This is a genomic window from Cupriavidus sp. GW823-FHT07A04 (assembly GCF_058794615.1).
The window spans coordinates 24,618-46,733 of the sequence record NZ_JBXAHA010000030.1 but is presented as its reverse complement, the minus strand read 5'-3'; the positions used below and the strand labels follow the sequence as shown (position 1 = coordinate 46,733).

Annotated in this window: 20 protein-coding genes; 8 read left to right on the top strand and 12 right to left on the bottom strand. The window is 66.7% G+C overall.

Annotation, left to right across the window (positions count from 1 at the left end):
- Positions 1 to 9 precede the first annotated feature (9 nt).
- Positions 10 to 2,679 (bottom strand): hopanoid transporter HpnN, encoded by a 2,670-nt coding sequence (gene hpnN / locus AC1Q7Q_RS36775; RefSeq protein ID WP_492373009.1) that lies wholly within the window; start codon positions 2,677 to 2,679, stop codon positions 10 to 12.
- Positions 2,680 to 2,960: 281 nt separating this feature from the next.
- On the opposite strand from hpnN, the gene AC1Q7Q_RS36770 reads away from it, so the two are divergent.
- Positions 2,961 to 3,617 (top strand): MlaC/ttg2D family ABC transporter substrate-binding protein, encoded by a 657-nt coding sequence (locus tag AC1Q7Q_RS36770; RefSeq protein WP_492373008.1) that lies wholly within the window; start codon positions 2,961 to 2,963, stop codon positions 3,615 to 3,617.
- Between the two features lie 107 nt (positions 3,618 to 3,724).
- Here AC1Q7Q_RS36770 and hpnH read toward each other — a convergent pair whose 3' ends face one another.
- Both hpnH and ispH read right to left on the bottom strand, forming a co-directional pair.
- Complete coding sequence (hpnH, locus tag AC1Q7Q_RS36765; RefSeq protein WP_492373007.1) at positions 3,725 to 4,891, bottom strand: adenosyl-hopene transferase HpnH; 1,167 nt, start codon at positions 4,889 to 4,891, stop codon at positions 3,725 to 3,727.
- A gap of 33 nt (positions 4,892 to 4,924) precedes the next feature.
- Positions 4,925 to 5,926: a 4-hydroxy-3-methylbut-2-enyl diphosphate reductase gene (ispH, locus tag AC1Q7Q_RS36760; protein WP_492373006.1), complete on the bottom strand. Its 1,002-nt coding sequence runs from the start codon at positions 5,924 to 5,926 to the stop codon at positions 4,925 to 4,927.
- Between the two features lie 157 nt (positions 5,927 to 6,083).
- Here ispH and hpnA point away from each other — a divergent pair, with 157 nt between their 5' ends.
- Positions 6,084 to 7,085 (top strand): hopanoid-associated sugar epimerase, encoded by a 1,002-nt coding sequence (gene hpnA, locus AC1Q7Q_RS36755; protein ID WP_492373005.1) that lies wholly within the window; start codon positions 6,084 to 6,086, stop codon positions 7,083 to 7,085.
- Positions 7,086 to 7,103: 18 nt separating this feature from the next.
- Here the strand turns inward: hpnA and AC1Q7Q_RS36750 are convergent, their stop codons facing one another.
- The 4 genes from AC1Q7Q_RS36750 to AC1Q7Q_RS36735 all read right to left on the bottom strand — a co-directional run bounded on the left by AC1Q7Q_RS36750 (position 7,104) and on the right by AC1Q7Q_RS36735 (position 11,157).
- On the bottom strand, positions 7,104 to 8,243 hold the full coding sequence (locus AC1Q7Q_RS36750) for a glycosyltransferase (RefSeq protein ID WP_492373004.1): 1,140 nt from the start codon (positions 8,241 to 8,243) through the stop codon (positions 7,104 to 7,106).
- 57 nt (positions 8,244 to 8,300) lie between these two features.
- On the bottom strand, positions 8,301 to 9,269 hold the full coding sequence (locus AC1Q7Q_RS36745) for a ferritin-like domain-containing protein (protein ID WP_492373003.1): 969 nt from the start codon (positions 9,267 to 9,269) through the stop codon (positions 8,301 to 8,303).
- A 153-nt stretch (positions 9,270 to 9,422) separates the two neighbouring features.
- On the bottom strand, positions 9,423 to 10,238 hold the full coding sequence (locus tag AC1Q7Q_RS36740; protein WP_492373002.1) for a helix-turn-helix transcriptional regulator: 816 nt from the start codon (positions 10,236 to 10,238) through the stop codon (positions 9,423 to 9,425).
- Positions 10,222 to 11,157, bottom strand: coding sequence for a DMT family transporter (locus tag AC1Q7Q_RS36735; protein ID WP_492373001.1), 936 nt, complete (start codon positions 11,155 to 11,157; stop codon positions 10,222 to 10,224). The genes AC1Q7Q_RS36740 and AC1Q7Q_RS36735 overlap by 17 nt, the downstream gene beginning before the upstream one ends.
- Before the next feature lie 218 nt (positions 11,158 to 11,375).
- On the opposite strand from AC1Q7Q_RS36735, the gene surE reads away from it, so the two are divergent.
- Positions 11,376 to 12,146, top strand: a complete 771-nt coding sequence (gene surE / locus AC1Q7Q_RS36730) for a 5'/3'-nucleotidase SurE (RefSeq protein WP_492373000.1) — start codon at positions 11,376 to 11,378, stop codon at positions 12,144 to 12,146.
- A 122-nt stretch (positions 12,147 to 12,268) separates the two neighbouring features.
- Here surE and AC1Q7Q_RS36725 read toward each other — a convergent pair whose 3' ends face one another.
- Entirely contained in the window at positions 12,269 to 12,517 is a 249-nt protein-coding gene (locus tag AC1Q7Q_RS36725) for an AbrB/MazE/SpoVT family DNA-binding domain-containing protein (protein WP_492372999.1), read from the bottom strand.
- Positions 12,518 to 12,658: 141 nt separating this feature from the next.
- On the opposite strand from AC1Q7Q_RS36725, the gene AC1Q7Q_RS36720 reads away from it, so the two are divergent.
- A complete protein-coding gene (locus tag AC1Q7Q_RS36720; RefSeq protein WP_492372998.1) occupies positions 12,659 to 13,573 on the top strand; it encodes a LysR family transcriptional regulator in 915 nt (304 codons plus the stop codon).
- Positions 13,574 to 13,600: 27 nt separating this feature from the next.
- Here AC1Q7Q_RS36720 and AC1Q7Q_RS36715 read toward each other — a convergent pair whose 3' ends face one another.
- Both AC1Q7Q_RS36715 and AC1Q7Q_RS36710 read right to left on the bottom strand, forming a co-directional pair.
- Positions 13,601 to 15,142, bottom strand: a complete 1,542-nt coding sequence (locus AC1Q7Q_RS36715; RefSeq protein ID WP_492372997.1) for a tripartite tricarboxylate transporter permease — start codon at positions 15,140 to 15,142, stop codon at positions 13,601 to 13,603.
- Between the two features lie 5 nt (positions 15,143 to 15,147).
- Positions 15,148 to 15,630 carry a tripartite tricarboxylate transporter TctB family protein gene (locus tag AC1Q7Q_RS36710; protein WP_253931946.1) on the bottom strand — a complete coding sequence of 161 codons (483 nt, stop codon included), beginning with the start codon at positions 15,628 to 15,630 and terminating at the stop codon, positions 15,148 to 15,150.
- Between the two features lie 570 nt (positions 15,631 to 16,200).
- On the opposite strand from AC1Q7Q_RS36710, the gene AC1Q7Q_RS36705 reads away from it, so the two are divergent.
- The gene (locus AC1Q7Q_RS36705) at positions 16,201 to 17,283 is read left to right on the top strand and encodes a porin (protein WP_492372996.1); all 1,083 of its coding nucleotides are present in this window, start codon (positions 16,201 to 16,203) and stop codon (positions 17,281 to 17,283) included.
- Between the two features lie 106 nt (positions 17,284 to 17,389).
- Here the strand turns inward: AC1Q7Q_RS36705 and AC1Q7Q_RS36700 are convergent, their stop codons facing one another.
- Both AC1Q7Q_RS36700 and AC1Q7Q_RS36695 read right to left on the bottom strand, forming a co-directional pair.
- Positions 17,390 to 17,737, bottom strand: coding sequence for an antibiotic biosynthesis monooxygenase family protein (locus tag AC1Q7Q_RS36700; protein ID WP_492372995.1), 348 nt, complete (start codon positions 17,735 to 17,737; stop codon positions 17,390 to 17,392).
- Positions 17,738 to 17,802: 65 nt separating this feature from the next.
- The gene (locus tag AC1Q7Q_RS36695) at positions 17,803 to 18,432 is read right to left on the bottom strand and encodes a LysE family translocator (protein WP_492372994.1); all 630 of its coding nucleotides are present in this window, start codon (positions 18,430 to 18,432) and stop codon (positions 17,803 to 17,805) included.
- A gap of 132 nt (positions 18,433 to 18,564) precedes the next feature.
- Here AC1Q7Q_RS36695 and AC1Q7Q_RS36690 point away from each other — a divergent pair, with 132 nt between their 5' ends.
- From AC1Q7Q_RS36690 to AC1Q7Q_RS36680, 3 genes are all read left to right on the top strand, one after another.
- On the top strand, positions 18,565 to 19,890 hold the full coding sequence (locus tag AC1Q7Q_RS36690) for an aminotransferase-like domain-containing protein (protein ID WP_492372993.1): 1,326 nt from the start codon (positions 18,565 to 18,567) through the stop codon (positions 19,888 to 19,890).
- 195 nt (positions 19,891 to 20,085) lie between these two features.
- On the top strand, positions 20,086 to 20,391 hold the full coding sequence (locus tag AC1Q7Q_RS36685; RefSeq protein WP_492372992.1) for a hypothetical protein: 306 nt from the start codon (positions 20,086 to 20,088) through the stop codon (positions 20,389 to 20,391).
- Positions 20,392 to 20,575: 184 nt separating this feature from the next.
- Complete coding sequence (locus AC1Q7Q_RS36680) at positions 20,576 to 21,604, top strand: helix-turn-helix domain-containing protein (protein WP_492372991.1); 1,029 nt, start codon at positions 20,576 to 20,578, stop codon at positions 21,602 to 21,604.
- Positions 21,605 to 22,116 lie beyond the last annotated feature (512 nt).

Here is a 22,116-nt window from a genome sequence, read left to right as displayed (position 1 = left end):
GACGAGACATCAATGGGCCGGACCGGTGGCGGGGGCCGACCGCTCGCGCGGCCGCCCCATCAGGATCGGCTGAAAGAATACGGCACCGACCAGCGTGCATGCTAGCGCGAGTGCCAGCAATTTGCCCATGCTGGCCGTGCCCGGATGCTGGGACAGCCACAGGCTGCCGAAGGCGGCGGCGGTGGTGGCGGCGCTGAACAGCACGGCGTGCGTCAGCGGGGATTGCAGCAGTTGGGTCTTGCCCTCGCGCCACGCGATCACGTAGTAGATCTTGAAGGCCACGCCGATGCCGAACAGCAGTGGCAGCGCGATCACGTTGGCGAAATTGAGCGGAATACCGAACACCACGCACAGCTCCAGCGTCACCAGCGCGGACACCAGCAGCGGCACCAGCGTGCGCAGCACATCACCCACGCGGCGCAGCGTGATCCACAGCAGCAGCGTGATCGACAGCACGGCCCACACGCCGGCCTGGGCAAAGGCTGTCATGATGGTGTCGGCGGAGCCTCGGATCGAGATCGGGCCGCCAACCGCGGTGGGCTCGACGCGCTGGACGGCGTCGATAAAGCGCGTGAGCGCGGCGTCGCGCGCATCGCTGTCGCCGGTGCTGGAGGCGTCTCCTGGCGTGGCCGCGACGGGAAGCTTGGGGCTCACGCTGACGAGCGCCTGGCCATCCGGGGCAACCCAGTCGCGCACCAGTGCCGGCGGCAGGGTTTCGCGGGCGATCGGCTGTGGCGCTAGCGCGCGCTGCAGCCGCGCCAGCGCCAGGCGCAGCGGCTGGGCGATGGCTTGCTCGGCGCGCTCGCGCGTGGCCGCGTCCGCGGCGGCCAGTTTTCGCAGCGAGGCTGCCAGGCGCGCCGCCTCGGCGGCGCCCGGGCCGGGGTGCTCGTCCGCGGCAAGCGCGAGCTGGCGTGCCGCGTTCTTGAGCGAATTGACTAGCCTGGCATCGTTGGCAGGGGTGGCCGTTGCCTGCGTCAGCACCGGCATCAGGCTGGCCGAAGCGGCGGCGATCAAGGCGAGCCGCGCTGGCTGGTCGTCGGGGATGAAGGTCTGCAGCGTGACGGCGCGCGAGACTTCCGGCAGCGCTGCCAGGCGGGCGGCGGTGTCCTGCGCGGCGGCCAGCGAGGGCGCCAGCACGCTGACGTTGTCGGTGCCTGCCTGGGGCGCGTCCTTGAGCGAGAGCAAGGTGGCCATCGACTCGGAATGCGGGTCCTTGAGGTGCAGCGGATCGAAGTCGAAACGCAGGTGCATCAGCAGCGGCGACCCCGCCAGAATCAGGGCGCCGGTTGCAAGCAGTACGCGCTTGCGATTGCGCTCGAAGAAATCGTCGGCGGGCGCCAGCCATTTAAAGCCAGGCACTTCGACCCGTCCCACTTCGTCCTTCGGGCGGAACACGGTGATCAGGGCGGGCAACAGCGTGATGGTGGTGAGGAACGCCACCAGCATGCCCACGCCGGCGATCTGGCCCAGCTCGGCCACGCCGCGATAGTTGGTGGGCAGGAAGCAGAAGAAGGCCGCCGCGGTGGAAGCCGCGGCCAGCGCCAGCGGCACGCCGACTGCCCGCGCCGTGCTGGCCAGCGCGTCCGGGATATCGGTATGCACATGGCGCTCGGCGCGGTAGCGCACGCCAAACTGGATGCCGAAATCCACGCCCAGGCCGACAAACAGCACGGCAAAGGCCACGGAGATCATGTTGAGCGCGCCCACCATGGCCAGCCCGAGGGCCGCGGTGATGGCCAGTCCGACCGCCAGGCTGGCCAGCACGGCCAGGATCAGGCGCTTGGAGCGCAACGCCAGCCACAGGATCAGGATCACCACCAGCACCGTCAGCGCGCCATTGAAGGCCGCGCCTTCCTTGACCGAGGCAAACTCGTCGTCGGCCAGCGCCTGCGAGCCGGTCAGGCGTACCTGGGCGCCGTAGCGCTGTGCCAGGCCCAGCTTGGTGGCCGTGGCGCGGATGGCATGGGCGGCATCCGCGCCGGCCTGCAGGCCAGCGTAGTCAAGCACGGGGCTGAGCGCGACGAACGCCGTGGCGGGGTGGCCCGGGGCGGGCTCCTGGCTCGAATCCACCAGCCCGGTCCAGGACAAGGCGCCCGGCTTGCCAGCGAGTACCCGGTCGACCGTATCCGCGCTCTTGCCGAGCAGCTTGGCCATGTCGCCCAGTTTGACCTGGCCCAGTTGCAGCGGCAGCGACAGCGTGGTCGATAGCGTATCGGAAAGGCCGCGCAGGGTCGGGTCGTGCGCCAGCGCGTTCAGGAGCGGCCGCGCCTGGGTCAACTCCGACGTAACGTCGCGCAGCTTGGCGGTATCGACGAAGAGCAGGCCGTTGCGTTCGAAGAATTCGCCGCCACCGGGCTGGCTGACGGCGCGAAAGAGCTTGCCTTGCTTGGCGAGCGCGTCAGCCAGCTCATTGGCGGCGGCGTCCGCCAGCTCGGGCGCCGGCGCCTGTACCACCGCCAGGATCATCTGGTCGCGTTGGGGAAACGCGGCGCTTACGGCGGCATCGCGGCGCGCCCAGGGCTGGTCCGACTCGAGCAGGCGGCTGATATCGGTATTGATGGCGAAATGGCCGGCCACATAGGCGCCGCTGACGAGGGTCAGCAGCAACGCCAGCGCGATGACGGGCCATGCGCGGCGGGTGGAAAACTGGACAATGCGGATGACCAACGACGTCAACATGGGCGATATAGGGAGCAGTAACGGTGTGGTGCGCAATGACGCGCGTAGTCAAAGGCGCAAAGCAGGGCGCAAAGTGGCAGCCGCGAGTATAACGGGACGGCGCGGTGTGGCGCTGCGCGGAGCGCGCGCGCCGGTGCGCTATACTGCCCCGGCACGTGCGCGCGGACCGGGCTGCAGCCCTGCAGCGGCGCAGCGCGGCGCATTTCCTGTTTGATTTTCCTGGCAAGTCTGCCGGGCGTTGCCGGCGGCGAACCGACTGGCATTTTCAGGTCCAAATTCGCATGAAGAAACACGGTATTGCTTTCCAGGCCCTCGTTCCCCTCATCCCCCTCGTTCCGCTTGCCGCAGTGGCCATGGTTTGCCCCGCGCAAGCGCAAACGGTTGACAGGTCCTCGCCGGACCGCCTGGTACGTGCGGCGGTCGAGGGCGTGATCGGCACCATCCAGTCCAGCCCCGACACCCGCAACGGCGACCTCGCCAAGATCACCGCGGTCGTGCAGCGCCAGTTCCTGCCGTACGCCGATTTTGAGCGCACCACCCGGCTGGCGGTCGGCAGCGCCTGGCGCAATGCCACGCCCGAGCAGCAAAAGCAGCTGTACGAGCAGTTCCAGACCTTGCTGGTGCGCAGCTACGCGGTCTCGCTGTCGCAACTGCGCGAGCAGAACGTGAAGTTCAGCTACAAGCCGACGCTGGCCGCCAGCGGCGCCACGGATGTCGTGGTGGAGACACGCGTGCTGAACAACGGCGATGAAATGCAGATCGATTACCGCCTGCAGCGCAGCGGCAACGGCTGGAAGATCTACGACATCAACATGATGGGCGCCTGGCTGATCGAGGTGTACCGCCGCCAGTTCGCCGATATCGTCGCGCGCAACGGCATCGACGGCCTGCTCAAGTACCTGGCCAACCACAACGCACGCCAGTCCGCCGACGCCTGAGCGCCGGGCCTGAGCCAGCGCGTCAGCGACAACGCCAGACACAAAAGGCTCGCCCCCGGGTACGCGCGGTACCCGGGGGCGAGCCTTTTTGCTGGCCGGCCTTCGGCTTAGTGCGCAGCGGCCTTGCGTGCCGCGGCGTCGTTGGCTGCTTTGGAAGGCTTCGCGCGGCCGATCTCTTCGAGCTTGATCTCCACGTGCTTCGAGAACACGTACTCGGCCGGGCGCTGCTGGGTCAGGTCGATATCCGGTGCCATCGGGCCCGACGTACGCACGCCGCGCAGGCTCACGCCCAACGCCTTGAGCGGGTGCGCGATGGTGTCCGCTACCGCGGTGGCCTCAAAGCCGCTATGGACCATGCAGTCGGCACACTTCTCGTAGTGGCCCACGCCATAGGCGTCCCAGTCGGTGCCTTCCATCAGTTCCTTGAAGGTGTCGACGTAGCCTTCGCCCAGCAGGTAGCACGGACGCTGCCAGCCGAACACGGTGCGCGCCGGATTGCCCCAGGGCGTGCACTTGTAGGTCTGGTTGCCGGCCAGGAAATCCAGGAACAGCGTGGACTGGCTGAACGCCCAGTTCTTGCCGGCGCGGCCGCGCGACAGGATGTCGCGGAACAGCTGGCGGGTCTTGCCGCGGTTCAGGAAGTGCTGCTGGTCGGGCGCGCGCTCGTAGGCGTAGCCCGGCGAGACGGTGATGCCGTCCACGCCCATGGCCTTCACGGAGTCGAAGAAGCGGGCGACCTTTTCCGGCTCGGCATCGTTGAACAGCGTGCAGTTGATGTTGACGCGGAAGCCGCGCTTCTTGGCCGCGGCGATGGCTTCGACGCAACGGTCGTACACGCCTTCCTGGCTCACCGAGCGGTCGTGCATCTCGCGGTCGCCGTCCAGGTGCACCGACCAGACGAAGTACGGGCTCGGCTCGTACTGGTCCAGTTTCTTTTCCATCAGCAGCGCATTGGTGCACAGGTACACAAACTTGCGGCGCGCAATGATGCCCTTGACGATGGTGGGCATGTCCTTGTGCAGCAGCGGCTCGCCACCGGCAATGGACACCACCGGTGCGCCGCATTCGTCGACCGCGCCCAGGCACTGCTCGATGGACAGGCGCTGGTTCAGGATGGGATCCGGATAGTCGATCTTGCCGCAGCCGTTACAGGCCAGGTTGCAGCGGAACAGCGGCTCGAGCATCAGCGCGAGCGGATAGCGCTTGTTGCCCGAGAGGTGCTGCTTGACGACATAGGCGCCCACGCGGGCAACCTGCAAAAAGGGAATGGCCAAAATGTACTTCCTTGTTATAGGGGCGCCCGGGCGTTAGCCAGCGGCGGTTTGCGGGTCCGGCTGCGGCGCGGCTTCGGCGGTGGCCGTGCCGGCTGCCTGCCTGCGCGGCGACGGATCGGCCAGCTCGGCTGGCAAGCGGAATTCGGCGTGTTCCTCGCGGCCATCCATGACCGATACGTCCACCGGGCCGAGCTGGCGCAACGTGGCGATCACGTCCTTGACCATTTCCTCGGGGGCGGAGGCGCCGGCCGTGATCCCAACGACTTCGACGCCGCGCACCCACTCGGGGTTCAGTTCGCTGCCATCGGCAATCAAATAGCTGGGCACACCGCTCTCCGTGCCGATTTCACGCAGGCGGTTGGAGTTGGAACTATTGGTGGCGCCGATCACAAGGATCACTTCCACCTGCTTGGAGAGCTCGCGCACGGCGCTTTGGCGGTTTTGCGTGGCGTAGCAGATGTCACGCGTATCCGGCCCGACCAGATTGGCAAAACGCCGGCTCAGGGCGGCAATTATATTACGTGTGTCGTCCACGCTGAGCGTAGTCTGGGTCACGTAGGCAACCGGGGTGTCTGCGGGCAGGTCGAGCAGTGCGACTTCCGCCTCGCTCTGCACCAGGATTACCTTGCCGGGAATTTGCCCCATCGTGCCCTCGACCTCCGGATGGCCGGCATGGCCGATCAGGATCACGGTGCGGCCACTGGCGGCGTACTGACGCCCCTGGGTGTGGACCTTGATCACCAGCGGGCAGGTCGCGTCGATCGAGTGCAGCTGGCGGGTCCTGGCATCGCTCTCGACATCCTTGGAGACACCATGCGCGCTGAAGATGGTGACGGCGCCGGTCGGCACTTCGTCCAGTTCTTCCACAAATTGCGCGCCCTTGCGTCTCAACCCTTCGACCACGTGCTTGTTGTGCACGATTTCGTGTCGCACGAACACCGGGGCTCCGTGTTTGACGAGGGCACGGTCTACAATCTCGATCGCGCGCACCACACCAGCACAAAAACCGCGGGGTTGAGCAAGAATCACCTGCATAAAGATAGGCCCCCCGACCCAGTCAACGGGTTCAGCATAAGTTGATATTCCGGAATCACTTTCCCGTCATACGGTGGTTACTATATACCGGTGCGGCAACCTTTGCCTGGCACCTGGCTACAGCCAGCAACACTTTGAGGGTTTTTCGGTGGGTGAAATGAGTTCAGGGGACTACGTCCTGGTAACGGGCGCATCCGGCTTTCTCGGCTCGGCAGTGGCGCGGCAGGCACTGGCGCGCGGTTTTCGCGTACGGGCGATGGTACGCGCCGGCAGCCCGCGCCGCAACCTGGAGGGCCTGCCCGTGGAGATCGCCGAGGGCGACATGCGCGACGCGCGCGCCATGGAAAGCGCGCTCCGAGGGGTGCGCTATCTCTTCCACGTGGCGGCGGACTACCGGCTGTGGGCGCCGGATCCCGAGGAAATCGTGCGCACCAATGTGGCTGGCACCGAGACGGTGATGGGTGCGGCACTAGCTTGCGGGGTCGAGCGCATCGTCTACACCAGCAGCGTGGCTACCTTGCGCGTCGCGGGCGCCACCGCGCCGGTGACCGAAGAGGCCGCCATGGCCGGCCATGAGGCGATTGGCGCCTACAAGCGCAGCAAGGTGCTGGCCGAACGCGTGGTGGAGCGCATGGTGGCCCGCGACGGGCTTCCTGCCGTGATCGTCAACCCCTCCACGCCGATCGGCCCGCGTGACGTGCGGCCCACGCCCACGGGCCGCATCATCGTAGAGGCCGCCACCGGCAAGATTCCCGCCTTCGTCGATACCGGCCTCAACCTGGTGCATGTGGACGACGTGGCCGAAGGCCATATGCAGGCGCTGGCGCGCGGCGTGACCGGCGAACGCTACATCCTCGGCGGGCAGGACGTGGGCCTGCAACAGATGCTGGCCGATATTGCTGCCATGACGGGGCGGCGCGCCCCAACCATGCGCTTGCCGCGCTGGCCGCTTTACCCGCTCGCCTACGCGGCGGAAGCGGTGGCGCGCATGACCGGCAAGGAGCCTTTCCTGACAGCGGACGGCCTGTCGATGTCGAAGTACCGGATGTTCTTCAGCTCGGAGAAAGCCCGCCTGGCGCTAGGCTACCAGGCGCGGCCATATCAACAAGGGCTGAGCGAGGCGCTCGACTGGTTCCGTAGCGCTGGCTACCTGGGTTAATGGGTTAAGCCCCGACGGTCAGCCCCGTTGGGGCGCCTGCGCGCGTCCCTTCCACTGGCCGCCTTTGCGCAGCCAGTAGCGGCGCGCGGAGTCGACCGTGGCGCCGAGGTAGAACAACGCCGTCACCGGCAGCAGGGGGGCCAGCCAGAGCGGCTGGCGGTATTCACGCAGCATGGGCACGTAGGCCAGCGCCATGGCCAGCCAGGCGGCCCATGCCGGCCACAGCCGCAGGCCGCCGCCGAGCGCCAGCAAGGGCGGCGCCAGGTAGGTGAGGACCATGCCGGCCACGGCGCCGGCCAGCAGCAGCGGCGAGTAATGCAATTGGGTGTAGGCGCTGCGGGCAATCATGTCCCACAGGCTGCGCCAGTCATCGTAGGGGCGCACGGAAATGCTGTCGTCGGCCAGGTCAAGGCGGATCGAGCCGCCTTGCTTGATGCAGGCGGCCAGGCTGCAGTCATCGATCAGTTCGCCCCGGATCGCGGCAAATCCGCCAATGCGGGCCAGCGCGGTACGGCGCGCCAGCATGCAGCCGCCGGCGGCCGCCGCCACGCCGCTGCGCGGATTGTTCACTCGCGCAAACGGGTAGAGCTTGGCAAAGAAGAACACAAAGGCCGGGACGATCAGGCGCTCCCACCACGATGCGCAGCGCAGCCGCACCATCAACGACACCAGGTCCCGCTGCTCATGCGCGGCACGCGCCACCAACCGGGCCAGCACGCTATTGCCGTGGTGGATGTCTGCGTCCGTCAGCCATACCCAGCCGGCTCCGGGCGCTGCCTTGTCGGCGGCTGCGAGGCCTTCGGACTGCGCCCAGACCTTGCCGCTCCAGCCGGCCGGCAGGTCGCGCGCCGTGATCACGGTCAGCGCATCTGCCTTGCCCAACGCCGCCGCGGCGCTGCGCGCGAGGTCGGCGGTGCCGTCGGTGCTATGGTCATCCACCACCACCAGCCGCAGCGCTGCCGGATAGTCCTGGCCCAGCACGCTGGCCACGGCGCCGCAAATCACGTCCGCTTCGTTGCGAGCCGGGATGATGGCAACCACCTCAGGCCATTGCGCGGGCGCGGGCGCGGGGCCGGGCTTGCGCACTCGCCAGAAGCCGGCACGGCCGGCAAGCAGCACGCACCAGATGGCGAGCGAGATCAGGGACAACACAAACATCTCAAAAAACTCCAGGACAGGATGGGTAGGGCAGCGACGGCATCAGCGCATCACGCATCAGCGCAACAGGCGCCGGGCAAGCCGGGCAACTTTGGGCACGGTTTCAGGGCGCAGCAGGCGCGGATCGTAGCCGGCCATGCGGCGATCGTTCTCGGCCAGGCAAAGCTCGATCATCGCCCGCGGCGACAGGGCTTCGGCTAGCGAGGACGTGCTGTTCATGGGGAAATTGGCGTCCTTGGCCACGCCATCGGCATCGATGCCGCGCGCAATGCCGACGCGCTCCCAGATCAGGAAGGCCCACACCCGCATCACCTTGAGCGTGTAAAGCGGGCGCCGCCACCAGGGCAGGTTGCGGCGATACCATGCCGCCCAGTTGACGAAGAACAGGATATGGCGGCCTTCCTCCTGGATGACCGGCTCGAACGTTTCCACCAGTTCCACGGGGAAGAAGCCTGAGCGCTTGGCCGCGGCAAACAGGCCAAAGGCAAAAAAACTATCGATGCACTCGCTGTAGCCTGTGACCAGCCAGCCCCACTCCACGTCAGCCGGCGGGCGGTACTCAGGCTCGGGTGCCAGGGCGATGCCGTAGGCTTCTACCAGTTTCGACAGCACCACCTTGTGGCGTGCCTCCTCGCCACCATCCATTTCCAGCGCGCTGCGCAGCAGGGGGGCGGTCACGGTATCGGCGAAGGCCTGCACCCGCACGGAGGCACGGCCTTCGGTCTGTACCGCGATATCCCATATCGGCAGCGAGGTCACCCGGTGCAAGGCATCCGGGTCAAGCCTGGGCCAATCGATGACGGCGGGTTTGTAGGGGTTGTGGGTTTGCAGCAGCATATTGCAGAACATGCGCAAATGCTGCGGCGAGCCGATGCGGATCGGCCCGGGCTCGGGGTCGGTCCAGTTGCGCATGGCATGGTCGGCCTGGTCGATCTCGGCCTTGGCGAGGGCAGCGACCACGGCGGCGGCCTTGGCCTCGGTGCTCGCCTCGCTGGTCCTGCTGGGTGTGGCAAGCGCGTCTGACATCCTGCTCCCCTGGCGGTTGATGGTCCGGGGGTAATTCTAGCGTGGCCGGCGCGCTTGCGCGTGCCACACCCGCATCACGGCACGCGCAGGGTACTGCATGGAAAGGCAACGCAGGGGGGGACTTAGCCCTGGTGCTGGACCGCCGCTCGCGCGCTAGCGCGATGCCGGCAAGGCGATGTTCGCCAGCCCGAGGCCCGCGCGCCATGCCCCCGGTGGCATGCCGAAGCGCTGGGTGAAGCTGCGCGTAAAGGTGGTCTGGTCGGGAAAGCCTAGGGCCAGCGAGATATCCGCCAGCGGCTGGGCCCGGTCCGCCAGCAGGCGCGCGGCCTGGTCCAGCCGCAGGCGTGTCTGGTAGCGATGCGGCGTATCGCCAAAGGCGTCGCAGAACAGGGTATGGAAGCGCCGCACGCTCCAGCCGAACTGCGCCGCGAGCTGGTCGGCCCGCAGTGGCGCGTCCAGGTGCTGGCGCAGGTAGGCGTCGATTTGCGCCAGCGGAAAATGCGTGGGCTGGGCTTGGCCGCCCACGCCCAACGCCTGCGCCAGGTCGGCGGCAAGGGTAGCGGCCAGTTGCCAGTGATGTTGCCGGGAGCTGGTTGCCTGAGGCAGCGTAGCCAGGCGCCGCACGCGTTCGCTCCAGCCGTCCGTGATGGCAAACGCTTTGGGCCGGTCCATCAGCGCGGCCGGCAACGCGAGCGAGCCCGGCGGAATGTCCAGCACCAACTGCCGGTTGTCGGCCAGCCCAAGGAAGTCGTGACGCTCCCCGGCGGGCACGATCAGCCCGCCGCAGGGATCGAGCCGGTGCAGGTGGCCGCCGATTTCCAGCTCGCAGGCACCGTCCAGTCCGAACAGGACCTGATGGTAGTCATGGCGATGCCACTCCCGTTCTGGCTGGTAGACGCGGGTCTCCACCAGCGGCGCCGGCCGGCCCGCCTGGGCTAGCAGCACAGCATCGTCATCGTGCGGCGGCATGGCGGGTTTTGCGAGGGATCCCGGCGCCCTGGGCGGCCTGGCATAGCCAGACCCCAATGCCGGCAACGAGCAGGCCAAGTAACTGCAGGACCCCGAGCTTGTCGCCAAACAGCAGCCAGGCCTGCAGCGCCGCCAGCGGCGGCGCCAGGAACATCAGCGACGCGGCGGTGGCAGCCTGCCCGCGCCTGACGATGCGCACCAGCAGATAGGTGCCCAGGCCCGACAGCACCAGCGTGGCCCAGGCCAGTGCGGACCAAAGCGCCATGCCCGGCTGCCAGTGCGACTCGCCCAGCAGCCATGCCAGCGCGCCGGCCACCAGGGCACCGCCCACGTTCTGCCAGGCCATGCTGGCGCGCAGGTCGGCCGCGGCAATCGAGGTTTTCTGCAGGATCGTGCCCATGGTGATGGAGAGGATGGAGATGACCGCCACCAGTACCACCCACGGCGAAACGGGGCTGGGTGCGCTGGCCAGGGTGGCGGGTGCCACCACCAATACTACGCCCAGGGAGCCCAGTGCAAGCCCGCCCCAGCCCTGCCGGGACGGAAACTCCCCCAGCAGCGGGATTGCCAGCAGCGCGGTCAGCAGCGGTTGCAATGCACCGAGCAAGGCCATGGCCGACGGCGCAAGGCCATGCGCGATGGCCCAGTAACCGCCGCCCAGGTAGCTGCCGTGCAGGAGCGCGCCCGCCAGCAAGTGCCGCGGCACTTCGCGCAGCGCTGGCCAGCGCGCTGCGCCGGCCACGGCCACAGCTGCGAACAGTACGGCCGCCAGGGAGAAGCGGGCCAGCAGGAACAGGCTGGGCTGGGCCACGGGCACGATGGCCCGGCCCACGATGAATCCGGTCGACCAGATCAGGACAAAAGCCAGGCTGGACAACCAGGCGGCCGAAGCGGGGACGCTGAAGCGGGATGAGGGCATGGTGTTTCAGCGCGCCGGCGGCGCGCGGGCGCGGCAATGATCGACAATGGGCTGCAGGCTAGTCGCCCGATGCCGTCCTGTCTTGGCAAATCCGGCAACGCGTGGCCGAACCGTCACGGCTTCGGTTTATAGTCTGGCGTTAGCCCCGGCTGCCATGCCGCACGCAGCGTGCCGCGCAAGGCAGCGCAGCATTCGTCAACCTACGGTCCTCTATCACCATGTCCGAACCCTTATTGGAACGCGTACTCCTCACCAACGATGACGGCATCGACGCCCCCGGGCTGGCCGTGCTCGAAGCCGTGGCGGCAACGCTGGCGCGCGAGGTCTGGGTAGTCGCGCCCGAGCATGACCAGAGCGGCACCTCGCACTCCCTGAGCCTGCATGCGCCGCTGCGCATCAGCCAGCAGGGCGAGCGCCGCTTTGGCGTGAGCGGCACCCCGGGCGACTGCGTCGTCATGGCCGCCCGGCACCTGATGGCCGACACCCCGCCGAGCCTGGTCCTGTCGGGCATCAACCGTGGCGCCAACCTCGGCCTCGAAACCGTGTTCTCTGGCACCGTGGGCGCCGCCATGACCGGCGTGCTGCTGGGCATCCCGGCCATTGCGCTGAGCCAGGCCTTCACCGATCGCAACGCGGTGCGCTGGGAAACGGCGCGCGCGCTGGCCCCCGGCGTGATCCGCCGCCTGCTTGCCGCCGGCTGGAACCAGCAGGCCTGCCTGAACGTCAACTTCCCCGATGTGGAGCCCGGGTCCGCCGGCCCGCTCACCGTCACCCGCCAGGGCGTTGGCCTCGTCAAGGATCTTGCCGTGCGGGCCCATGTCGACCCGCGCGGCATCCCGTATCACTGGCTGCAGTTCTCGCGCGGCCCGCAGCCGGACACCGACGACAGCGAGGCGGTGGTGGTCGGCCGTGGCGCCGTTTCGGTGACGCCGCTGCGCTTCGAGCGCACCGACGAGGAAGCGGCCGCGGAGCTGGCGGGGCGTCTTTGAGGTGATGCGCGCCTCAAGCGCTCGTCCACCAATGCCTCCGATATCGATTTCGATCCTGTCGCCCGGTTTCATGGATACCGGCGGCATGCCCATGGCGATCACGTCGCCCTGCATGATGACTCTCAGCAATGCGTACCTGATGCGCGCGTGTTGGCATCGTCCCTGTCAAACCTGAAATCGGGCGGCAGGCGCCCCCGGAACTGCCGGAGCTTGGCCAGATGGGCGGCCCTGCCAGGCTTGTTCAGTACCAGGAGCACATCACGGTTGCGAACGACGACTTCGAAGTCGTCGCCTTCATGCAGATCAAGCACGTCCGCCAATTCATTGGGCAAGCGGATAGCCAGGCTGTCGCCCCATTTGAAGACTTGCATAGTTGGATCCTCCGGAAGCACTCGTGGATCATATGGGGGCTACCGGAGCGAGACGCCCCCCTCGCGAATGCACACTTGCTACTGTGCTAGTGCAGTTTGATAATCATGTCACAAGAACTATGGTTATCAAACCTGCTTTGAATGTACTCCCTAGACGACCTGAAACTCTTTGTCCGCACGGCCGAGCTTGAAAACCTCTCCGCGGCCGCGCGCGAACTGGGCCGGACCGCCGCCACCGCCAGCGCGGCCCTGATTCGCCTGGAGCAACGCCTGAGCGCACGCCTGTTCGCTCGCACCACCCGCCGCATGCGCCTGACCGAGGAGGGGCGGGTGTTCCTGGAGGCAGCGCGCAAGGCATTGGCGGCGCTGGAGGAGGGCGAGGGCGCACTGGCGGAGCAGCGCGAGGAACTGGCCGGGCCGCTACGGCTGTCGGCGCCCGCCGACCTGGGGCGCGCCTTGTTGCGTGGCTGGCTGGACGATTTCCTGGTGGCGCATCCGCAGCTTTCGCTTGAGCTGTCCATCGGCGATACGCTTGCCGACCTGTATCGCAGCAATGTCGACCTGGCGGTGCGGCTGGGCTGGCTGGAGGATTCGGGACTGGTGCGCCGGCAGCTTGCGCTGACGCGCCGCGTGGCGGTGGCCGCGCCGGCGTACCTGGCGCGTTGCGGCACGCCCGCGTCGCCCGAGGCGCTGGCGCAGCACCAGATGCTATGCCTGGCGCCGGGCGGGCAGGCGCGCATGCGCTGGCCGTTTCGCTCGCGCCAGTCCCGGCTGGAAGTGGAGGCGAACGGACGGCGCACCAGCGATGATGGCGCGGTGGTGCGCGACTGGGCGCTGGCGGGCCATGGCATCGCTTTCAAAAGCTGGTTCGATGTCGCGGCCGACGTCAGCGCCGCCCGCCTGGTGCTGCTGTTTCCCGAGTGGTACCAGGACAGCGTGCCGCTGCAGCTGGTGTTCCTGCAGAGCCGGTTTCCGTCTTACCGGCAGCGCCGCCTGATCGAGTTCCTGCAGGCACGTTTCGCGGCGTTCGACGCGGACTATCCTTTCCCGGGCTAGCCGCGTCGGTGCAGGCTTGCGTCGTGGCTACTCGTTGACGGCAAGCTCGCCGCCGGCAAGCACGGTCCCTTTGCCTGCGCCGCGGCTGGCTCGCCACGCGGAGTAGGTGACCCCGGTCAGCAGCAGGGCTGACAGCACGACGAAGACGCAGCTGATCGGGCGATGCACGAACACCATCATGTCGCCGCGCGACAGCAGCAGCGAGCGGCGGAAGTTCTCTTCCACCATCGGCCCGAGCACGAAGCCCAGCAGGATGGGCGCCACCGAGAACCCGAGCCACATGAGCACTGCCCCGATGACACCGAACGCCAGTACTTCCCAGATCTCGAACAGGCTGTTCTGCGTGCTGAACACGCCGACCACGATGAAGAACATGGCTGAGGGGAACAGGTAGCGGTAGGGCACCTGCAGCAGCTTGACCCACACGCCGATCAGCGGGACGTTCAGCACGATCAGCAGCAGGTTGCCAATCCAGAAGCTGGCGATCAGGCCCCAGAAGATGTCGGGGTGATCGCTGATCAGCTGCGGCCCCGGGGCGATGCCCTGGATCATCAGCGCGCCCAGGATCAGCGCCATCACGGCGTCGCCCGGAATGCCGAGGCTCATGGTGGGGATGAAATCGACCTGCGTCTTGGAGTGCGCGGAGGCTTCCGGCCCGGCGACACCTGCGATCATGCCCGTGCCGAACTTCTCCGGCGTCTTGGAGATCTTGCGCTCCAGGGCATAGGCGACGAAGGTCGTGATGGTGGGGCCGGTCCCGGGCATGGCGCCGAACACAGTGCCTACCGCGGTGCCTCGCACCATGGGCCAGAAGGCGGTCTTGAGCTCGGCCAGGCTGGGCCGCATGTCGCGGATGCGCAGCTTGGCCTTGCTGGCGATCACGCTCATCCGGTTGACATTGAGCAGGAAGTCCGCCACGCCGAACAGGCCCATGGCGATGGCGACCAGTTCCAGCCCGTCGCTAAGCTCGGGGATGTTCATCGCCAGGCGGAAGGTGCCGCTGTTCACGTCGGTGCCGACACAGCCGCAGATCAGGCCGAACAGGGTCATTGCCACGCCTTTCAGCGGTGAGCCGCGCGACATGGTGGAGCCTGCCAGCAAGCCCAGCAGCATGATCGAGAAGATCTCGGTTGGGCCAAACTTGAAGGAAATCTCGGTGAGCAGCGGCGAGGCGAAGATCATCACGATGATGCCCACCGACGCGGCGAAGAATGAGCAGATCATGGTGATGCCCAGCGCCGTGCCGCCCTTGCCGGCGCGCGTCATCGGATAGCCGTCCAGGCAGGTGACCGCATGCGGCGGGTGCGAGGGCAGGTTGAGCAGGATCGCGCCGATGGCGCCGCCATATTGCGAGCCATAGAAGATCCCCGCCAGCATCAGGATGGCGGGTACCGGGTGCATGGCATAGGTCAGCGGCAGCAGGATGGAAATGGCCGACAGCGCGCCCATGCCGGGCAGCACGCCAATCAGGTTTCCCATCAGCACGCCGAAGAAGGACCACATCAGGTTGGAGCCCTGGAAGGCAACGCCAAAGCCGAACCAGAGATCATGCAGAGCGTTCGCGGTCATGATGTTCAGACCCCCCAGGCAAACAGCGGCAGCTGCAACTGCAGTGCCCACCAGAACACGACCGTGGCGATGACGCACATCGCCAGTGCCAGGATGGCGGCTTGCTTCACGGTATTGCTCCGGTCGCCCAGCGCCGAGATGAACACGATGGCGAAGGTGGCGGGGATCAGGCCGCCATATTTGCCCAGCAGCAAGAAGGCGAGCACGCCCAGGATGATGCAGGCACATCCGCGCAGATCCGGCAGGCCGGCGCCATGCCCGTGTCCGGATGCCTGGGCTTGCGCCGGTGGCTCCTTGCGCGCCGAGATGGCGATGAGCACGCCGACGATCGCCAGTAGCGCCCCTACCGCTGCCGGGAAGAACCCAGGCCCCATGTGGCTCAGGGTGCCGGTGCGATATTGCAGGCCGGCCACTAGCGTGGCGAGCCCGATCAGCGTCATCAGCCCACCGCCGTAGTAGTCCTTCTTGAAACGCGAGGGGGTGTTCATTGCAGATCCCCTCTGGTCCGGCTACCCGAACGGTAGCGTGCGTTGGTGTGTCGATGCATGAGGTGGTCTCTCCGTCTCCTGTTTTTACGCCCTTGCCTTACCGCGACTTCATCGCGGGCGTGAGCGGGTGTCGAGACTGTAGGAACGGCATCTTCCAAACGGCTTTCCGACGGCTTGCAATCGGCTTTCGGGGCAGCGATGTTGAAGAGAATTTCTCGTGGCTACGCGTAATCCCTAGCGCCGGAAATCCATGGAGCAGGGAACTTCTGCGGCGGATCTCAAGCCATGCAGCAGCCAAGTGGTGCACTGCTCACCCGCTGCCGGCGACTCGCGGAAATCCATTTGCATCACGTTGTGCTATATCCCGCCGGATCGCTGCAGCGTGGGGCGTGCCTGGATGATTGCAATTGCAGTCATGCAGACATGTAGCCATGCAAAGCGACATCAAGCTTTCACATAAGGCATCGACAATGCGGTCTGCCGCCACGGGTGCGGTTCATGGCGTCTATCGCATGGTTGCCCGCGGCTGGCGGAAGACTGCCTCATCCATCCATAAGACAGAGAAAATCAGTGAAGAAAGCTCTCCTTGCAATGACTGCCGCGGCTGCTGCCGCAGCCTCCGGCGCAGCGTTCGCCCAAACCTCCTCGTCCAGCGTCACGCTGTACGGCATCGCCGACGTTGGCATCGAAGTCATCAACCACATGCCGGCCACCGGCTCCGCGGGTGGCACCGTTACCCGCATGAACTCCGGCAACCTGTCGGGCTCGCGCTGGGGCCTGCGCGGCAGCGAAGACCTGGGCGGTGGCCTGAAGGGTATCTTCGTGCTGGAAAGCGGCTTTGATATCGATACCGGCGCCTCGGGCCAGGGCAACCGCCTGTTCGGCCGCCAGTCGTACGTTGGCTTGCAGGGCAATTTCGGCGCAGTGACGCTGGGTCGCCAGCAAAACGCGCTGTACGACCTGTTCGGCGCCTATGACCCGATGGCCGTTGGCCCGCGCTACTCGCTCAATAGTGTCGACTCGCTGTTCAACGGCCGTGCCGACAACGCCTTCAAGTACACGGGCAAGTTCGGCGGCCTGACGGCTACCGGCTTCTACAGCACCGGGCGCGATGCCACGGTGACCAACGGCAGCGAAGTGCCGGGCGAAAGCAAGGTGGGCCGCAACTACGGCGCGGGCCTGGCCTACGCTGTTGGCAGCTTCTCGGTCGGCGCGGCGTATGACCAGTTCCAGGGCTCGTCGGTGGCACTGAAGGACCGCAGCGCCAAGCGCGCGGCCATCGGCGCGTCCTATGCCTTCGGCGATGCCAAGGTGTTTGCCGGCTATCGCTGGCTGCGCGACGACGGCACGGCCAGCGCCACGGCCACCGTCACCCGCAGCAATGTGTACTGGGCAGGCGCGCAGTACAAGTTCACGCCTGCGTTCCAGCTGACCGGCGCGGCATACTACACCGACCTGAAGAACAGCGGCGCGGATTCGTGGATGTACGTGCTGTCGGGCGACTACTCGCTGTCCAAGCGCACCGATGCCTATGTGAACATTGGCTACGTGAAGAACAAGTCGGGCTCCACCCTGGGCCTGAACGGTGCCGGCACGGCTCTGCCGGGCGCGAACCAGACCGGCGCCACCGTCGGCGTGCGTCACCGCTTCTAAACCACACCTGAGCCACACCTGAGCAGCACCTGGGCGGCATCCTGCGCACGGAGGATGCCGCCAACAATCATATCGACCTTGCTTTGCGCGAGGATCGCTTGGCCGGTCAGATCGACCGGCCTTTTTTCTCTTCTTCGCCGAACCGCGTGAAGTGAGCAAGGCTGCCGTCGCCATAGACGCGCTCCACCTTTGACACCACGACGTGATAGCCGTCATACCACTTGCGGTACTGGCGCTTGGCGTCAAGGTGCCGTGGATGGGCAGCGAAGGCCCGCAGGGCTTCCTGATCCCGCCAGTAGTAGCTGGCGTTGGCCAGCTTTCCGTCGGGCGAGCGCCAGGATTCGGCCCCCAGGAAGCCCGCAATGCTGGCCGCCACGTCGTCAATGACCGCGCTTAGCCGCTGGAACTCTTCGTCGATCTTGCCGGGCTTGTAGATAAAGGCTGCGATGTACATCTCGTGTTGTCCTTCTTGTATTGTCTTTTCAGGATCTGGATGGAAGTGCCCGCCATCTTCGCCGGCTAGGACACCCTCGGCATGGCAAGCAGCCTCAGCGCCAGCAGCGCCAGCACCACGGCAAGCCCGTATTTCTGGAACACGGCGGCACGCGGGTTGCGGCTCAGGAACCGCCGTGCCGACCCGCCAGCCGCGCCCAGCAGGCCGTGGAACACCGTGCTGATCGCCGTCAGCACGCAGCCCAGGACAATCAGCTGCCGGGCCACGTTGCCTTTTCCCGGATCCACGAACTGCGGCAGGAAGACCATGAAGAACAGCAACGCTTTCGGATTCAGCAAGCTGTTCAGCGTAGAGCGGAAAAACACCGATTTCAACGAGGCCTGCCGGGTCACCGTGCCCAGCGGCAGCAGCGGGCGGCGCAGCGCTTTCCAGGCCATCCACAGCAGGTACAGGGCCCCCGCATAGCGGATCAGGTCGAAAGCCGGAGGCCACGCAGCAATCACGGCGGTGATGCCGGTTGCCGTCAGGACGGTCAGCACGAGGTCTGCCGCGGCAATGCCGAGCGCGGCCGCCGCGCCGCCGCCGAGGCCGTAGGTGACGCCGTGTGCCATGACGAAGGCCATGTTTGGCCCGGGTGACAGCAGCAGCACCATCACGGCCGCGGCGAACACCGACAAGGTAGCGAATTCGATCATGCCCAGGTTTCCAGATAGCTCCGCGGAGCCCTTTACGTTGTCGAGGCTGGTAGCGTAATCTTTGTGTCTGATACAAACAAAAAATTGTTCTAGATACAAAGAACAATCCTATGAAGGCGCGCAGGCCAAGGCATGATCCCAGCCCGGTACAAAACCATCATGGACGAGATTGCGGGGCGCATCCGCGAGGGGGCGCTGCCGCCAGGCACGCAATTGCCGACCGTTCGCGCCTTGATGAAGCAGCATGGCATCGCCCTGGCCACCGCATCGCGCGTCTACCGGGAGCTGGAGTCCATCGGGCTTGTCGTCGGCGAGACCGGCCGGGGCACCTTTGTGCGCGACACCTCGCTGCCGCGCGGCCTGGGCCTGGAGCAGCACCCGGTGCGTTTCGGCACGGTCGATCTCACCTTCAACTATCCGTCCTTGCCCGGCCAGGCCGAGATGCTGCGCGATGGCCTGCGTACCATCGCGGCCTCGGGGGACCTCGATGCGCTGCTGCATTCGGCGCCCCAGGGCGGGCGGGCGCACGAGCGGCAGACCGCGGCCAGGCATCTGCGCAACCGGGGCATCCGGGTGAGCGGCGAGCAGGTGCTCATCGTCAATGGCGCTCAGCAGGGCCTGGCCGTGACGGTCATGGGGCTGCTCAAGCCGGGCGACGTCCTGGCTGTGGATGCGCTGACCTATCCCGGCATGAAACGGCTCGCGCAGACGTACCGTCTTGACCTGGAGGCGGTGCCGCACACGGTAGACGGCATGGACCTGGAGCACCTGGCAGCGTTATGCAAACGGCGTCCGGTGCGCGCCGTCTACGCCATGCCAACGATGCACAATCCGCTGGGCACGGTGATGGCTGAGCCGTCCCGGGTCCGGCTTGCCGAGCTTGCCGAGAAGCATGATTTCCTGCTCATCGAGGATGGCGCCTATGCCTTCCTGGCCGAGCCGGCACCCAAGCCGGTGTTTACCTACGCGCCCGAACGCACGGTGTATGTCTCGGGGCTGTCCAAGAGCGTCGCGTCCGGCTTGCGCGTGGGCTTTGTCGCCGCGCCCCTTGCGCTGGTGCCCGCGCTGGAGGGCGCGATCCGCGTCTCGACCTGGAACACGCCCACGCTGACCGTGGCGCTGGGCTGCTATTGGATCGAGGCCGGACTGGTCGACGAGCTCGAGGACCGCAAGCGCAAGGACGCGCGGCTGCGGCAAAGCCTGGCGCGCCGCGTGCTGCGCGGTTGCGATGTCAAAGCGCATCGCGCTTCCTACTATCTCTGGCTGACCTTGCCGGAGGACCTGCGCGCGGACCGCGTCGCCGCTGGCCTGGAGCACGAAGGCGTCCTGGTGACGACGGCCCAGCCGTTTGCCGCCACGCCAAGCGCGCCGCATGCGCTGCGCCTGGCGATCGGCTCCATCTCGCATGACGCGCTGGAGGACGCGCTGGTCAAAGTGCGCCGGGCGGTGCTCGGCTAGCGGGATAGCTTTCTCCAACCGTGATTCCAACGGTGCCGGTCTATAGTGCAACTGGGGGGCGACGCGGTGGCGTGGCCCCTCAAAAAAGTAGCACATGGGTGGGGCGGGGGTGCTAGCCGCCGCGTGCAGCGGGGCGGTCCGCCCTCGCGACACCTGCGGCCAACGTTCAATGTCCAATGTTCAAGGAGCAGCATCATGTTGATAGCCAGGTGGCAGATCGATGCCCGTTTCGGGCACAAGCAAGAAGTCATCGAGCGCCTGCAGGCATGGGCGCGCGAGATCGCCCCGCAAGTCGGCCTGGTCACCGGGCGCTTGCTGACCGGCTCGATTGGCGCGCTCGAGGCCACGGTGGTCCACGACTGGGAGGTGAGCAACCTCGGCGAACTGGATAGCGCCTGGGCTCGGCTCGCGTCGATACCTGCCCACGCGCAATGGGGCAAGGAGCTGGAACCGTTCGTCGTCTCCGGCACCGCGCGCTGGGAAATCTATCGCGTGGTCTGACATCGCAAGTGATGCTGGCTTCGCATGTTTGCCGCCGCGCTGGCCGGCGCGCCTGCGTGATTGTTCCCATTGTCGGCTCACGGGCTTTCCATTAGGCTTTGCAACCACCTTCGAGGCCTCCGGCGCGTTCCCTGCATGTTCCCCGCATGTTGCCCAGACACCGCCGGCTACTGGAGATGTCCTGATGCCCGCAGCGCAGCACCTGCAGCAGACGCCGGCGCGGTTGACCACCGTGACCTTCGATCAATGGCGCGAAGCCATCGACACCAGTTTCCTGCCGCTCGATTATTCGCGCCAGACGCGCGGGGGCTTTCATTGCCACGTCAGCTATGCGCGTTTCGGCGCCTGCGCGGTGGCGGACATGGATGTCGACGCGCACCGTGTCGCGCGCGAGTCCCGGCACGTGGCGGCATCCGACGCGGGCTTCTTCAAGATCTTCTGGCAGCTAAGCGGGCGCAGCCGCGTGGCGCAGCGCGGCAACGAGGCCTCGCTGGAGCCAGGCATGTGGTCGATCTACGATACCGCGCAGCCCTATAGCATCGAGATGGCGGACCGCTGCCGGGTGCTGGTGCTGCTGGTGCCGCAGGAACGCGCCTTCGGCTGGCGCCAGGCGGCGACCAGCCTGGGCGGCCGGGCGCTGCGCGGGGAGGGCGCGGCGCGCATCGCGCTGTCGGCGCTGGGCGCCATGCTGCATGACACTTGCGCGGGGCACCTGCTGGATCATCAAGGGCAGATCGTGCTGCAGGATTCCGTGGTGTCGTTGATGGAGACGGCGCTGCAAGGCGCCGGCACGCCGCCGCCGGCCCTTGGCGATGGCGGGGACGCTGCCGTGGCGCGGCATCTTGGCGAAGCGCGCATGCGCCGGCTGGCCGAGTTCATCGATGCGCATCTGCATGATCCGGAGCTTTCGGCGCATCGGCTGGCGGCAGTGCTGAACGTGTCGCGCCGTACTTTGTACAACCTGTTTCGTGAGTCCGGGCAGACCCCGCATGCCTATATCCTGTCGCGCCGGTTGCGGCAGGCGGCGGCGCGGCTGGCGGGCAGTGGCGACGCCGGGCGCAGCATTACCGAGATTGCTTTTGCGCTGGGGTTTGGCGATGCGGCGCATTTCAGCCGGGTCTTCCATGAGCGGTTCGGGATGAGTCCGACGCAGTGGCGGCAGCAGAATGCGGGGGGGAAGGGGGGGCTTTGCTGCGACTGCAATTGCAACTGATTGACTTCAACGTCAAAGGCAACTTCAACTGCCGTTTCACCACCCCTGCGGGGCGGCGACCTACTTTCTTGTCTTGCCAAGAAAGTAGGCAAAGAAGGCGCGCCGGATGGGGCGACTACCCCTCGTGATCCAACGAAAAGAGCGGCCGGGACCCAAACTCGCATCGCCTTAAGGCGATACTCAGACATGGGTCCCTCTTTTCCGCTCTTTTCGTCGGCTCACGAGGCGCCCCATACGGCCAAGGTAAACCTTGACGGCTCGCTTCGCATCGCGCTGGGGTGTTCCCCGCCTGGGGGCGGGTCACACGGCTACACTGAATCGATGCTCTGACTCTTCCGCTGGTCGGCTCCCCTCTCCCACTTGTGGGAGAGCAGCCGGGGGAGAGGGCGGGCGCGCGTTGCGGCGTTGTTGTGCCAAGGGCCATTGGCTTCAGCTTTAGCCTTTCCCAGGCTTTGCACGCATCGACAAGCTTTGTGCACGGCCAGACAAGCCATGATCGGGCCGTGGTGTTA

What these genes read in the sequence shown, in the direction of transcription:
- hpnA (WP_492373005.1), top strand. Translation starts at nt 6,084, where the DNA reads ATGAGTTCAGGGGACTACGTCCTGGTAACGGGCGCATCCGGCTTTCTC.
- AC1Q7Q_RS36725 (WP_492372999.1), bottom strand. Translation starts at nt 12,517, where the DNA reads ATGCAAGTCTTCAAATGGGGCGACAGCCTGGCTATCCGCTTGCCCAAT.
- surE (WP_492373000.1), top strand. Translation starts at nt 11,376, where the DNA reads ATGTCCGAACCCTTATTGGAACGCGTACTCCTCACCAACGATGACGGC.
- AC1Q7Q_RS36710 (WP_253931946.1), bottom strand. Translation starts at nt 15,630, where the DNA reads ATGAACACCCCCTCGCGTTTCAAGAAGGACTACTACGGCGGTGGGCTG.
- AC1Q7Q_RS36750 (WP_492373004.1), bottom strand. Translation starts at nt 8,243, where the DNA reads ATGTTTGTGTTGTCCCTGATCTCGCTCGCCATCTGGTGCGTGCTGCTT.
- AC1Q7Q_RS36770 (WP_492373008.1), top strand. Translation starts at nt 2,961, where the DNA reads ATGAAGAAACACGGTATTGCTTTCCAGGCCCTCGTTCCCCTCATCCCC.
- AC1Q7Q_RS36740 (WP_492373002.1), bottom strand. Translation starts at nt 10,238, where the DNA reads ATGCCGCCGCACGATGACGATGCTGTGCTGCTAGCCCAGGCGGGCCGG.
- hpnN (WP_492373009.1), bottom strand. Translation starts at nt 2,679, where the DNA reads ATGTTGACGTCGTTGGTCATCCGCATTGTCCAGTTTTCCACCCGCCGC.
- AC1Q7Q_RS36735 (WP_492373001.1), bottom strand. Translation starts at nt 11,157, where the DNA reads ATGCCCTCATCCCGCTTCAGCGTCCCCGCTTCGGCCGCCTGGTTGTCC.
- AC1Q7Q_RS36745 (WP_492373003.1), bottom strand. Translation starts at nt 9,269, where the DNA reads ATGTCAGACGCGCTTGCCACACCCAGCAGGACCAGCGAGGCGAGCACC.
- AC1Q7Q_RS36680 (WP_492372991.1), top strand. Translation starts at nt 20,576, where the DNA reads ATGCCCGCAGCGCAGCACCTGCAGCAGACGCCGGCGCGGTTGACCACC.
- AC1Q7Q_RS36695 (WP_492372994.1), bottom strand. Translation starts at nt 18,432, where the DNA reads ATGATCGAATTCGCTACCTTGTCGGTGTTCGCCGCGGCCGTGATGGTG.
- AC1Q7Q_RS36685 (WP_492372992.1), top strand. Translation starts at nt 20,086, where the DNA reads ATGTTGATAGCCAGGTGGCAGATCGATGCCCGTTTCGGGCACAAGCAA.
- AC1Q7Q_RS36700 (WP_492372995.1), bottom strand. Translation starts at nt 17,737, where the DNA reads ATGTACATCGCAGCCTTTATCTACAAGCCCGGCAAGATCGACGAAGAG.
- AC1Q7Q_RS36720 (WP_492372998.1), top strand. Translation starts at nt 12,659, where the DNA reads ATGTACTCCCTAGACGACCTGAAACTCTTTGTCCGCACGGCCGAGCTT.
- AC1Q7Q_RS36715 (WP_492372997.1), bottom strand. Translation starts at nt 15,142, where the DNA reads ATGACCGCGAACGCTCTGCATGATCTCTGGTTCGGCTTTGGCGTTGCC.
- ispH (WP_492373006.1), bottom strand. Translation starts at nt 5,926, where the DNA reads ATGCAGGTGATTCTTGCTCAACCCCGCGGTTTTTGTGCTGGTGTGGTG.
- AC1Q7Q_RS36690 (WP_492372993.1), top strand. Translation starts at nt 18,565, where the DNA reads ATGATCCCAGCCCGGTACAAAACCATCATGGACGAGATTGCGGGGCGC.